The organism is Endozoicomonas sp. NE40 (assembly GCF_040549045.1).
GTDB lineage: Bacteria > Pseudomonadota > Gammaproteobacteria > Pseudomonadales > Endozoicomonadaceae > Endozoicomonas_A > Endozoicomonas_A lisbonensis.
This window is the reverse complement of record NZ_JBEWTB010000002.1, coordinates 2,964,184-2,977,337: the sequence shown is the minus strand read 5'-3', so window position 1 is coordinate 2,977,337 and position 13,154 is coordinate 2,964,184. Positions and strand designations below refer to the sequence as shown.

Sequence of the window (13,154 nt, the reverse complement as noted above, 5' to 3'; positions counted from 1 at the left end):
AACGTCAATCGTTAATGCATAAGAATGTTTACAATTGAACAAATACTAATCAATTTATTGCAAATCAGTTGCCTGCTGTGCCGTGGAGCTACTCCGTTCAGGCAGCCACTTTGCCAGTTATGCCTTGCCGTCTGCCCTGATAATCAGCAGGCCTGCCAGTGCTGCGGTTTACCCATGATGGTTTCAACCCGGCTGATGTGTGGTCAGTGTCTGAACCAGCCACCGGTTTATCAACACTGCTACTCGGCTTTTCAGTACCGTTTTCCAGTGAACCACATCATCCACCGAATAAAATACAGCCGTCAGATAGCCCTGATTAAACCACTGACGGCTTCGCTGGCAGAGGTTCTGCGGGAACGCTACCACCAGCAGCCCTGGCCTGAAGCCATTATTCCGGTACCACTTCACAAAAAACGATTACAACAGCGAGGATATAATCAGGCACTCCTGCTGGCAAAAGCACTGAACCGACTACTCAAAGATAAAAGCATGGTATTGGACAGAGGACTGGTAAAACGGATTCGTGCGACACAAGCCCAGCAACAGCTTAAAGCCAGTGAACGTCGTAGAAATATTCGGGGAGCCTTCGCCTGCAATAAAACAACTGCCTATCAACATGTTGCTGTTGTTGATGATGTCGTCACGACGGGGGAGACCGTTTCAGAGCTGTCCAGAACGTTGAAAAAGCAGGGGGTAAAAACCATTGACGTATGGTGTCTGGCAAGAACCCCTGCCAACCTGCCCTGAAAATAAGAAACGTATTAAAACGGCAAAATGAACTGTGCTTGAGGTCTGGCTTTGTACAAGAACACAAGACTCACTATGAGGGTTTCCACTAGAAAGCTTCCTCTCACCAACTGCGTTTTCATATAATTAATGCGTTTTTGATTCACTGACTCTGCATGACGGCTATTTTCTTCATCAAGGCACCCTGTAGATTCCAGAGCCTCATCACTCTTCTGAGTGGTACGAACAAAGTGTCCGTTTGAATCCAAAGTGAAAAAACTTCCGCATTTTGGTAGATCGGACCAATAGGTGAAAGGTTCCGCAGCTTGCAGTAACAACGTGTAGGCTTTCGATGGATCAAGGTCATGAACTGCGCTTTCGGGAAAGATTTGACTCAACTGATGTTGTATCTGTTTGACCGCTTCAGCATCCAGTCCTTCAAGTGCATAATGTAGTTGAAGACGGTTTTCCGATGCCCTCGCCTTATTGGCAGCCTTAAACCTGCTTTTTTTCTCCTCCAGCAACCAACTGTCACGCTCTGCACAAAATTCACCACAAAACCGGTCTTCCGGTCTGTCGTAGTCGTCCCTGCTTAAAAAATCAGGTAACGAAGATCTCCATTCTTTTGGAAGACTTAGAGCATCGGCCTGATAGATATCTTCAAACTGCACCGCTTCAGACACGACAGTACCGCTGTTATCCAGTGTTTGCAGTGAGTACAGAGACACCCATTTCCCCGAGCCAGAAGTCTGACTTTCAGGGAGAACCGATATCCAGGACAATAAGGCAAAATGCTGTTCAGCCACTCCGGATTCACAGCCTCGACCCAAGCGTTTATAGGCACTGCAGATAGCAGACAACTGTTTCTCGATATTATCTGCATATCGATGGTACTGCCGTTGATTTCCGGTATTTACAATGCCATGTTTTTGTCCATAAACCCGTTCGTACTCATCCCTGTCTATGCCTTCCGCTAAATACTGAAAGTGAGCCGGAAGCTCATTCGCGTAGGCTGAAGAAAAAAGTGAATTAAGTATTATAAAAAACAAGAGTGTTATTTCTTTCAACATCTTAAAGTTCTCCCTGAACCAGTAGAAGCAAGTTTCCCTATAATTTCTCCTCAGCATTCAGACTCTGCTTTTTTATAGAAGTTCATTTCCTTATCCTTGTTAAGCGCCTGCTCCTTATTCGACAACCTCGATCCCGCTCCATAGAATATCGTTTTATTTAACCTGCATGCGGACACCAGTATGACCCCAAGCTCTCAACACCCCTACGATCAACTCACTCCGGATCGGGTGCTGGACGCCATTGAAAGCCAGGGTTATCTTTCCGATGCCCGCATTATGGCGCTAAACAGTTATGAGAACCGCGTGTACCAGGTGGGCATTGAAGAAAGCCTACCCGTCATTGCCAAGTTTTACCGACCTCAGCGCTGGACAAAAGAACAAATTCTGGAAGAACACGAATTCAGCCTTGAACTCCATGACATGGAATTTCCCATTGTTCCTCCATTAAAGAACGAGCAGGGTGAAACCCTGCATGAGTTCGAAGGCTTTCAGTTTGCTCTTTTTGAACGCAAAGGAGGCTATCCACCGGAACTGGACAACTTTGACCACCTGCTCACCCTGGGGCGTTGCATAGGCCGGCTGCATCAGCTGGGAGCCGCCAAACCTTTCGAACACCGTCCTGCCATCAACCTGCAGCGTTATGGCACAGACAACGTGCAATGGTTGCTGGAAAACGACTTTATCCCTGTTCCTCTTCTGCCAGCCTACGAAACCCTGAGCAGAGACATTCTGGAAAAACTGGAAAACATCGAACAGCATTATCAGCCCAAAGCCATTCGGGTACACGGCGATGCTCACTGTGGAAACATCCTCTGGCGCGATGATAATGCCCATTTTGTCGATTTTGACGACACCTGTATGGCACCGGCTATTCAGGATTTATGGATGTTTCTATCGGGTGATCGCGCTAACCAGACGGCACAGCTGTCTGAACTGCTGGAAGGCTACAATGAGTTCTATGACTTCAGCCCGGTTGAGCTGAATCTGGTGGAATATTTCCGAACCCTGCGTCTGATCAACTACAGCGGCTGGCTGGCAAAGCGCTGGAGCGACCCGGCGTTTCCCATGGCATTTCCATGGTTTAATACCGAGCGCTACTGGTCTGAACATATTCTTGAGCTGCGGGAACAAATGGCGGTTCTGGATGAACCGCCATTGTCTGTTATGCCTTAGAAAGTAAAGGACAGTTGGGTAGCCACACCATAGCGGCTATCCGACCCGTACTGGGCGGACAGGTCAAGCCCAAAGCGACCAAACGGGCTGAAACCCAGGCCCGCAGTGATCACGTCTTCACTGTAATCGGTCATGCTGTGGCGGTAACCGGCCCGAATCTGAGCCCAGCGGAAAGCGTTCAATTCAGTACCAACGCTAAGAAACTGGGTTTCATAGTCAGACCCTGCAAAGTGACGGCGTTTATTCAAATCAGCGTCCATAGTCGCAGTAAACCAGCCACGACTGTACCCAACACCTAATGTGTAATGAGGCTCAACCAGATAAGTATCGGTTCCTCCACGCTGAACATTGGTTTCCAGTTCGCGTTTGAACAGGTTTTTTGCGGCAAAACCAATACGGGTGCGTTCACCCGGATTGTAGGTCATACCAAAATCGAGGTTGAACGTTGAGTCCTCAACATAATCATCGCTGATTTTTTTAAACTCATCGTCGTCAAAGTCACCGGCACTTTCATGGTAATTCAGGGTATAGAGGCGCTGGAATTTGGGTGCCAGACCCACAGACCACTTTCCGAAACTTTTGGCAAAGGTAAAACCAATATCCATGGTGCCACCGGCAAGTCCCTGAACGGTCGATTTCATATCATCCGGATCGGGAGTACCAGTCAGGTCGTCATCGTCCACATTGGCAGTTGCCAACAGCGTCAGATTGCCTTTTGTAAAAAAGTTGATACTCATGTAGCGATTAGGGATAGCAATAACCAGACCCAGATCACCTTCAATCGTCGCGCGACCGTTATCAAGCGCTTTCAATGAACGTCGCCATTCATCACGCAGCTCATCGGTAATCTCGCCTGGCTCTAACCTCTTAATCTGATTATTTATGTCCTCAAAATCTTCAACTTTGTTATAGAGGTCATCACCATCATGAACCCCCAAACCAGCCATTGGTAATAACATGCCGAAATTATCACGGTCTTCGTATTCTGCAGCCAGTGCCGGATTGTACATAGGAGCAGCCAGATAGCTACCCGTTGCAACGCCTGCACCACCCATGGCAAATCCACGGGCATCAGCCTGAGCATTTCCAGACAAAACCATACCGGCACTAACTGCTGCCAGCGCCAGAGAAATTCCTTTTTGTTGAACATCGTACGTAAAGAAGTTGTCAGTGAGTCGCAAAGTATATCGGATAAAAAAGCCCCGTAATATCAACTAGCAGACGCTTGATATATCACATTCATGCGTGGTTCAGGATGTGTTCAAAAAACACTCAGCAACTGTATTTATGTGGTCAAGGCTTTAAATGCTTTCAGGAATAATCAGTTAGTTCTTTTTTACTAATTGGTTGTTTGAACAGTTTGAATTTGGTCTATCTTGTCTAACTACATTTTCATAATACAAAACAGATGAGTTTGCTGATGCTACGAACGGTGTGGTTGGGCTATCTTTTTGGAATGCTGGTTTTATTATCGGCAGTTCACAGGATTGCTCTTGCAACTCCTGGTGCTGATGATTATCCATCTGCAGACCACACCTCTTTTAAAAGCAACCTTCAAGATATGGGTGTGAGCAGTAAAATTACGAGTTTCAGTGAGCCGCTCTATAAACTGTTTTCAATCACCCAGCTCTCACTGAACTATACCGACTACAGCTCTATGTTATCGGCACTGGATACCAACTGGAAAAAAGAGACTGTGCTTTCCAGTAAAATAACAGATCAACAGAAAGTAGAGATCAAAAAACTCCTGCTCAACACCCCGGTAAGAGGTGTCCATCATCCAGAAAAAGATAACAATGAAGGACTCATTCCTTATTCAGAACCCCATCAGTCACTGGTTATTTTCTTCTCATCTCATATCCAGCCCATGCTTAAAAACTTAAACAAGCTTAAGGAAATCAAAAAACATATTGCAAATAACGATTTTTTTACTGCAAATGTTTTACTGGTCTCTTCAACAACTTATTACAGATTTGATGAATTATTAAAGCTAGAATCAAGCTCCGACCTTTCTGAACACTTCAAAATTTTACTACGAGGTAAAAAACTAATATCACAGTCTGATCTGGCTAAGGGACTGTTCGGAAAGTTCTTCAGCTGGCCCGTAATCGATACCATTCCGTTTGATAGCTCCCAGCATTTCAGCCATGAGCTGGAAAAATTCTTAAGCCAGACTCAAAACTACGAAGTCTATTCACGTATCATTCTCGCCACTTTTCAGCCCTATTGTGAAGAAGCTAAAATTATTGTTACCAATAAGCTGAAACACAATTACTCCTTCTATCACTCCTGCCTGGATTTTTACACAGAAACCCAAGCTGACTACCCGAGCATGGTTGTCATTGCAGACAGCCTCAACGCTCTTCGACACTGGATAGAAAACTGAAAACAAGTACAAACAGCCAGAAGCCGAGCACAGGTACTAGACTAACACAAAGACATCAGGATCAGGCTGAACACCAGTGTGGCTGATTTTGTATTGAAGCGATGCCATCCTGAGTAGGATTTGATCTCTTTGAAGATCAGCTCTATTTGCCACCGGAGCCGATAGGCCTGAAGTACTTCGCTCAGGGTAAACTCCGCACGATTCAGGTTCGTCACAATAAAAGTCCACTTCTGTTTCTTCTCATTCCAGCGAACAACCAAGCGGTATGTCCAGCGTTGGTAGCCAGACCATTCCACATCGAGGTCAAGACATTGATCTTTAGGGAAACCAGACAGGACACCCTTCAGCTTTTGACCTTTGTAACGGTTAAGGTTTTTCCCGTCTTCTCTCACTGCACTGAGTACCGACGGATTGATGCTTTGTGGTGCCTTACAGATAAAGGAGCCTTCCCGATCATCTATAGCCGAAAAAAGGCCCAACTCAATGTAGCCGGCATCCATGAGTATTAGCACGTAAGCCATTGACGTTGGCAGTGGCGGCAGGCAGTCCCTTTCTGGGCGGGTATCTTCAGTGAGCTGTACCCGTACCAAGTTATTAGTGAGAAGATCCATTGTCGTATAAAGTTCGACAGCCGCCGGACTGACCGCTGAAAAGCACCCGGGGAATGCTTCCTTCAGTGCACTATAGACAGCCTGTGAGGAACCATCCTGAATAAGAATATGTTCAAACACTGAAAACGGACTGCTCTCGTCAAATGCCATGGCCTTGCGAGAAAATATTTCCAGGCATTGCAACCATATCCATAAGATGAGAGTGGGCAGAGCCTCTTTTTTAGCCTGATTTGCCCAAGAGCGATAGGACACATTCAGGCCAGTCAGTTCATTAAACTTACGGTGTAGGTCAGCTTGAGTGTCAGAGTTTCCGTCGCCACCAAGGGCGGCAATGAGCGACAGAATAAAGTCCAGAGGGTGTACATTCCGCTGTCGTATAGTGAAGCCCAGTTGTTCAACCATCTTGAGGAATTCTGCCTGATCGAAACAGGTCAGCAGTTTTTTTCAACTAATCTACTATTTGCAGTGCTCAACTTGTTTGGCTTTGATACTTTTGTTCAAATTTATTTTGGCTGATCGAGGTGAGTTTTGCCGTTGTGGGAATACTGCTTTCTTGTGCTTAATGTCTACCCTAAGAACACAGGTATCACCGAACAGATGAAGTTATTCCAGGCACTTATTTATTGCGCTTCTACGGCAGGGGTTTTCTATATCAGTTATCTTTTATCGTACAGGCACAAGAGCTTTGGGATATTTCTCACTTTTTTAATATTAAAGTACCACTCTACCTATGCTATGTCGTCGGAATCCGCCATTCATCCCGATACCTATGTAAAGCGCTGGGCTCAACACTTTGGTGGCGACGAATACAATCAAATTTCCCGGTCTGTCACCAGCTACCCGTACCTGCAAATTTTAAAAGCAAATGGAGGCTGGTATACAACTTATGAAAAATCACTGATTGCTCAATATCAAGACATAGACCTGAAAAATTCCTGCCCTGCCTGCCCGGTTGGATTAATCAGAGATCTTGACCACAACGTCTTTTCTGTTCCACAGCATGTAAGGCTTATTGAGCTACTGCAGTTACTTGGAATAACCAGGCATCGCTTTGACTTATTTACCATCGTTCTCCTTACCCAGAACAAAGGTCACAACCGATTAACCCCGGCTCAGCAGCAGGAAGTTCAGAACTGGCTACGGCCTGAAGGACAGGTCGTCGAGGAAACCCACGACAATGTCAGAGGCATGAAGCATCAGGTGGTTGAAATACTGCACAGCCTGAGCATGTATCAGACACTTGTACCTTCCAGCTCTGATAACGATCCTTTTGACCACACCCTTTTGCTTGGAGGCAGCATTCAACAAATGCAAATGCGGTTTTTAGGGCTGGTTGCTTTCTACGATAACTACTCTATTCCCAAAGAACTCGATGGCGTAAAACCCTACCAGGAAATCTCAAGAGGAATGGGTGAAGTCACAGCACTTACCTGCGACAGGGTTGTTAACTCGGGCGGTCAGAAGGATTACGAACTTGAAGTGGATAAAAGGCACAGCACAATCTGGTTCGAAATTGATAAAGAAGACATGGTGTATATTTCAAATAATGAGAAACTCCACGTTTCTGATTTGACCGAAGATACAGCCTATAAAGCGATCGTATACGCTGTAAAACGTATGTGCAGAGACCATATTTTTTTTAATAACCACAGACGATCAAGACTCGGCTTCCACCCTCAGGGACATTTGCCTGAACGTGGAGTTGCCAACTACCTGTATCAAAAGAACGAATACGATTACGAGTTAACTGATGATTTCCGCAGGGCTTCATGCAGCTTTTTTGAAGAATATCCGAGCCATCCGGTTACCTATATGACCCCTGAAAGAACCTCTGGTGTTTCCGAAAAAATTCGCCCTACCACCAAACAGACCGTACGGGAATGGGTCAAGGCACACGCTCCCTGTATGAGTTTGAGCAAGTGCAATATTTTAACCGTCAGCAATCAACCCAATGCCCACTACCAACAAGTAGCTGTACTGCAAGCTGTCGAAGAAAATTTACTCAACCTTCATTCAACCAGAATAAAGGTTTCTATTACTGCACTCGGGGCATCCACACAAATCCCAACCAATGAAGTACTGGATAACCTGAGTCGAACCCTGTTTATGATTCAGAAAAGACCGGTGCGCTGAAAGGGTTGATGACGATTACTCATCGTCATCAAAGTTGTAGGCATCAGGAGCCAGATTTTCAAACCGGGTGTACTGACCAATAAATGCCAGCCTGACAGAACCGATAGGGCCATTACGCTGTTTACCAATTATAATCTCGCCCACACCTTTGTACTCGGTATCCGGGTTGTACACTTCGTCACGATAAATAAACATAATGACGTCGGCATCCTGCTCAATCGCTCCGGATTCACGCAGGTCTGAGTTAACCGGACGTTTGTTGGGGCGTTGCTCAAGGGATCGGTTCAACTGCGACAACGCAATGACCGGCACATTAAACTCTTTGGCAATGGCTTTCAGGGAACGGGAAATTTCAGAAATCTCGTTGGTTCGTCCCTGGTCGTAACCCGGTATCTGCATCAGCTGCAGATAGTCGATCATGATCATACCCAGTTCGCCATGCTCCCTTACAATCCGGCGGGCGCGGGAACGCATTTCCGAAGGGCTGATACCGGCAGTATCATCAATAAACAGTTTCTTGTCCTTGATTCGCTCAACCGCCGACACCAGCTTGGGCCAGTCCTCCTCTTCCAGATTACCGGAACGTACCTTGGACTGATTGATCCTCCCCAGAGACGACAGCATACGCATCATCAACTGTTCACTGGGCATTTCCAGACTGAAAACCATGATGCCCTTGTCGGTATTCAGCAATGCGTTTTCTACCAGGTTCATCGCGAACGTGGTGTTATGAACACAAAAGTCTTCCGCAACAAAGTTATGGGTGTCCGGCACTGTCAGATCGTATACCTGCCTGTCGCCCTGAGGCTCTATAGAAACAATTTTGTCCCAGTAGAGATCCGAGCTTGCAAGGTGACGCAAATAATCATCAGCAAAAAGCTCAGCAAACAAGGCTGCCCGTCTTCTACTGACTCCACGGCGGCTGGCCCCGGTCAGGTGAGGGTTATAATTTTCCGGATAGATTTTCCCGGCGCTGGTGTAGATCTCTCTCCAGCTCCGGTCACCTTTGAGTTTTAAAATATACTCACAAACCGACTCTGGCAGGATATCGCTGTTGTCATGAGGAACTTTTCCTGCCAGCTCCTTCCGAACGGCTTCAATACGATCTTCTTTGGCAAAAATACCAATACTGTCAATAAATGCCTGAATCGAAGACTGGCTCAGCACCTCCAGTTCATAAGGGACCTGCGCCCCCGGGTAGCGGGTTACCTTCTCCCTTATTTTGGCATTAACACCAAAGCGCAGAAGCAGATGTTGCAGCCCTTTGATCAGTTCGTAGCTTGAGGATGAGTAGGATATGCGGCACTGACCATTTCCCTGGACAAAAGCACTACCATCACAAGTAAAAAGATGGCTCAGGAACATGGCCAGTCCATCTTTTTCCAGCTGATAAACAACCTCTGGAATTGTCTTTTCGTGTGCCAGCCTGTTGTTCAGGCCAATTGCATCCAGCCATTTCGTTAACGGGTTTTGGTCATTCCAGACTGCCTGTTCATAACCACCGGGAAATAACTCTTCAGTGCCAACGTTAAGAACCTGGCAAAGTGGCAACACTCGCCCTTCAACAGGAGTCGCCTCACCATTTTTCCAGTAACTGATTGTCGATTCAGCGACATTCAGTTTGCTGGCAAGCATCTTCCCGGTAATGCCCCGCTTCAGCATCAGGGAAGAGAGTTTCTGCGCAAACTGCTGACGAGCCTCAGAAACCTGGCCCAGATCACTGCTTACTCTCACAGACGGAGTGGTGCCTTCATTGCCTTCTATACGAGCGCATTTTACGCCTCCGAATGCGTTAACTGCTGCAATAAAATCATCCAGCACCGCTTCATTGCCATTGGTAAAGCGCAGAGAGGTCTGCGTTGTTCCGCCGTCACCAATAAAATAAGCCATTAACCTGATTTCATGACCAGACAAATATTTATGACCAAAAACCGGTAAAACTCTTGGTACAGCAACGGCATCACCGACCTTAAGATTGCCCAGTGGCTGCCAGCCATCACCAGACAGGAATGGGTGGGTCAGTGTCGTTTCGATGGTTCGCCCTAAAGCGGTCTTCACTTTAAAGACAGGTTTCAATCCATCATCAACAAAAGCTGATGGTGTTGCAGGGCTGAGGCGAAAATCATCCCCTAGTGACAGCAGTGAACCAGACTGCCGGGCAACAATATCATCAATCTTAACCAGCTCACCGGATTCAGGATCAAGCACGCGGCTACCAGAAACGATGCACTTACCCATCGATGGACGCGCTGCAACAATCACCATATCAGACGGCTGCATACCTGACGTCATATTATCCAGATCGGCAAAACCGGTGGTGATACCAGTAATGGCATCTCCGGCATTAAACAGTTCATCAATCTTCTTGACGGTGTTATCAAGAATTTCACGAACCCCTTGGGGGCCACCGGTTTTAGGACGCTCTTCAGCAATGTTAAAAACCAGACGCTCCGCTTCGTCCAGTACATCCTGGCTGTTCAGGCCTTCCGGGTTATAGGCTCTTTCAGTAATTTTCTGGCTGATTTGAATCAGCTTGCGAAGCACAGAGCGTTCCTGAATGATCGTGGCATAGGCTTCAATATTGGCGATACCTGCCACACTGGACACCAGCTCAGTGATGTAGAGCATGCCACCGGCATCGTCCAGATCACCCTGACGGTCCAGGGTGTCAGCCAGCGTCAGAGGATCAAAAGGCAGGCTTTCATTGGCAGATTTTGCCATGGCCGAATAGATGATTCGATGGCGGGGATGGTAGAAATCATCACTCGTTACCTTATCCCCCACCTTGTCCCAGGCTTCATTGTCCAACAGCAGACCACCCAGTACAGACTGTTCCGCCTCGATGGAATGGGGCGGAGTCTTCAGGTTTACAGTCGCTTCATCAATGGGTAATTCAGCTTCTTGCAGGGTGCTTTGCATGGCCACAATAAACAGGTTGTCAGTTGACTCTACAGAATACCGCAACTCGGCTTTTGTAGACAGACTGAACAGGCCAGGTAACTCAATCTAAACACCAATTTCACCACCATCGTCCTTCATAATAACCACAGTTGACGCTCTTGGTCTTACAGAGACCCCGACAGGTGTCTCTTCAGCAGCATTTCTGCTGTAAGGCCAGTTTGACGGATGCTGAATATTAACAAAGAAGTTTTTATTGTCCCCTGTGAAGGCAAGGCCGGTCACTTCACAACCATTAGGACCAACAAAAAACCGCCGCAGTTGATCCTGATTACCACCATCAACCACAGGCTCGCCGGAGTCGGCACTACCGAGCCTGGATGGAATCACAGCCAGCATCTGGTCGTTAGTGTTTTCTGTTACTTCATCAGCACCGTTGTCGGTCTGAACCCAGAGGATACCGCGACTATCAAAGATCAAACCGTCCGGGCTGGCAAATTCATTCCGTTCCGTTAAACCTGACAGATTGGTTGCACTGTCGCCACTGGCTGGCGATCCAAAGACAAAGAAATCCCAGGCAAACTCTGTCGCTGCTGCACCTTCCTGCCAGCGAATGATATGACCAAATTTGTTGTTGGTTCTCGGGTTTGCCGCATTAACTTCTGTACGACTGGTGTTATTCGTCAAAGTGACATAAACCAGGCCGGTATCAGGGTCCACTGCTGTCCATTCCGGGCGATCCATTGGCGTTGCCCCAACAGCATCCCCTGCCCATGGACAGTTAAGAATAATTTCTGCCTGAGAACCAACCACTTCTCCCAGAGTCTGTCCCGACGTCGTTACCGTGCTTTCCAGCAAAGGAATCCATTCACCTTTACCCTCTTCATTAAACCGGGCAACGAACAAAATACCATCGTCCATATATTCTGAGCCAACACTGAGCCGGTCAATCCGGCTGGCATCAGCAGGGTTCCACAGCTTAGTCGACACATACTTATAGATATACTCGAAGCGTCCGTCATGTCCGGTGTAAAAAACCACGGGCTTCCCTGTTTCCAGCTTGCCAAAAGTGACGTCCTCGTGGCGGAAACGCCCAAGAGCTGTGCGCTTAACGGCACGGGAAGCAGGGTTGTAAGGATCAATTTCGACAACATAACCATGGCCATTGGCTTCGTTGCGGAAGTCTTGTGTGGCATCGGTACCTGAAGGCGTTACATTGAACTGGGTAAACTCGTCGTATAAACCGTCTTCAGCTGTCTCCCAGCTATAACGAGTACCTGATGCCGGAATGCCCATTCTTACCTGACCTGCGTCCTGTGTGCCACTATTCACAAAGATAAAAGGCCAGTTCTCTTCACAGGTAAGATAGGTTCCCCAGGGCGTATAACCGTTACCACAGTTGTTATTGGTGCCTCTGGCAATATTCTCAACGCCCCGGCCTGTCGTGTATTTAGTGACCAGCAAACCACTGCCTGCAACCGGTCCGGTTACATCCATTTCAGTCGCAGAGGTGATTCGACGATTATAAGAACTGTCCGTCACTACATCCCAGACGCCGTCTACCCGTCTGATATGCACCACTGAAACACCGTGAGCATTGATTTCCTTACGAACTTCTTCGGCCGGACGTTTACCTGCGACCTCTGTAGCACCGGCAGGATGCAACGCACTCTGGTCAATATATTCATGGTTAATACACAGCAAACCTTCTGTATCGCTACCGTTCAGTGGAAAAAAGTGCATGCCATCATGATGCATGCCCACTGCGTTCAGCTGGTCTTGTGACGTATTACTTCCGTCGTCTTTCCAGGAATTCGCCTGACTGTTTAACGGTGTTCCCCACGGAGCCAGAACCTGTGCGCTGTAACCAGCAGCAACCGCCACTGCGTTCAGCCTGGCACCGGGGATGGATTCAAAGCCCAGCTTTAATTCGGGTTCGGGTGTCACATCATCGGCATCTGAGGAATTGGAAGAATTCAGCTCACAGCCTGCCAGCCCCATACCCGATAAAAAGCCCAGTGCCGCCAGACCGATTCCACCACGCAAAATACCACGCCGGCTCAGCTCAGTATCCAGCACCGCTGACATTGGTCGGTTCTTGCTGTTGTTATAAATCGTTGGATCAGAGGTTTCCCGGCTCATTGTTTTTCACCCTTA

At 47.4% G+C, this 13,154-nt stretch carries 9 protein-coding genes; 4 read left to right on the top strand and 5 right to left on the bottom strand.

Annotation, left to right across the window (positions count from 1 at the left end; translation table 11 throughout):
- Window positions 1–174: 174 nt before the first annotated feature.
- Window positions 175–747 carry a ComF family protein gene (locus tag V5J35_RS14315; RefSeq protein ID WP_354007791.1) on the top strand — a complete coding sequence of 191 codons (573 nt, stop codon included), beginning with the start codon at window positions 175–177 and terminating at the stop codon, window positions 745–747.
- A gap of 14 nt (window positions 748–761) precedes the next feature.
- Here V5J35_RS14315 and V5J35_RS14310 read toward each other — a convergent pair whose 3' ends face one another.
- Complete coding sequence (locus V5J35_RS14310; RefSeq protein ID WP_354007790.1) at window positions 762–1,796, bottom strand: hypothetical protein; 1,035 nt, start codon at window positions 1,794–1,796, stop codon at window positions 762–764.
- Between the two features lie 180 nt (window positions 1,797–1,976).
- On the opposite strand from V5J35_RS14310, the gene V5J35_RS14305 reads away from it, so the two are divergent.
- Entirely contained in the window at window positions 1,977–2,969 is a 993-nt protein-coding gene (locus V5J35_RS14305) for a serine/threonine protein kinase (protein WP_354007789.1), read from the top strand.
- Here V5J35_RS14305 and V5J35_RS14300 read toward each other — a convergent pair.
- Complete coding sequence (locus tag V5J35_RS14300; RefSeq protein ID WP_354007788.1) at window positions 2,966–4,063, bottom strand: conjugal transfer protein TraF; 1,098 nt, start codon at window positions 4,061–4,063, stop codon at window positions 2,966–2,968. The two genes, V5J35_RS14305 and V5J35_RS14300, sit on opposite strands and share 4 nt — an antisense overlap.
- Before the next feature lie 326 nt (window positions 4,064–4,389).
- Here V5J35_RS14300 and V5J35_RS14295 point away from each other — a divergent pair, with 326 nt between their 5' ends.
- Window positions 4,390–5,355 (top strand): hypothetical protein, encoded by a 966-nt coding sequence (locus tag V5J35_RS14295; protein WP_354016420.1) that lies wholly within the window; start codon window positions 4,390–4,392, stop codon window positions 5,353–5,355.
- A gap of 41 nt (window positions 5,356–5,396) precedes the next feature.
- On the opposite strand, the gene V5J35_RS14290 is transcribed toward V5J35_RS14295, so the two are convergent.
- Window positions 5,397–6,401 carry an IS4 family transposase gene (locus tag V5J35_RS14290; RefSeq protein ID WP_354011300.1) on the bottom strand — a complete coding sequence of 335 codons (1,005 nt, stop codon included), beginning with the start codon at window positions 6,399–6,401 and terminating at the stop codon, window positions 5,397–5,399.
- A gap of 300 nt (window positions 6,402–6,701) precedes the next feature.
- On the opposite strand from V5J35_RS14290, the gene V5J35_RS14285 reads away from it, so the two are divergent.
- Window positions 6,702–8,099, top strand: a complete 1,398-nt coding sequence (locus V5J35_RS14285; RefSeq protein ID WP_354007786.1) for a hypothetical protein — start codon at window positions 6,702–6,704, stop codon at window positions 8,097–8,099.
- 15 nt (window positions 8,100–8,114) lie between these two features.
- Here the strand turns inward: V5J35_RS14285 and dnaB are convergent, their stop codons facing one another.
- Window positions 8,115–11,018 (bottom strand): replicative DNA helicase, encoded by a 2,904-nt coding sequence (gene dnaB, locus V5J35_RS14280; protein ID WP_354011299.1) that lies wholly within the window; start codon window positions 11,016–11,018, stop codon window positions 8,115–8,117.
- Window positions 11,019–11,105: 87 nt separating this feature from the next.
- On the bottom strand, window positions 11,106–13,139 hold the full coding sequence (locus tag V5J35_RS14275) for a PhoX family protein (RefSeq protein ID WP_354007785.1): 2,034 nt from the start codon (window positions 13,137–13,139) through the stop codon (window positions 11,106–11,108).
- Between the last annotated feature and the right edge of the window lie 15 nt (window positions 13,140–13,154).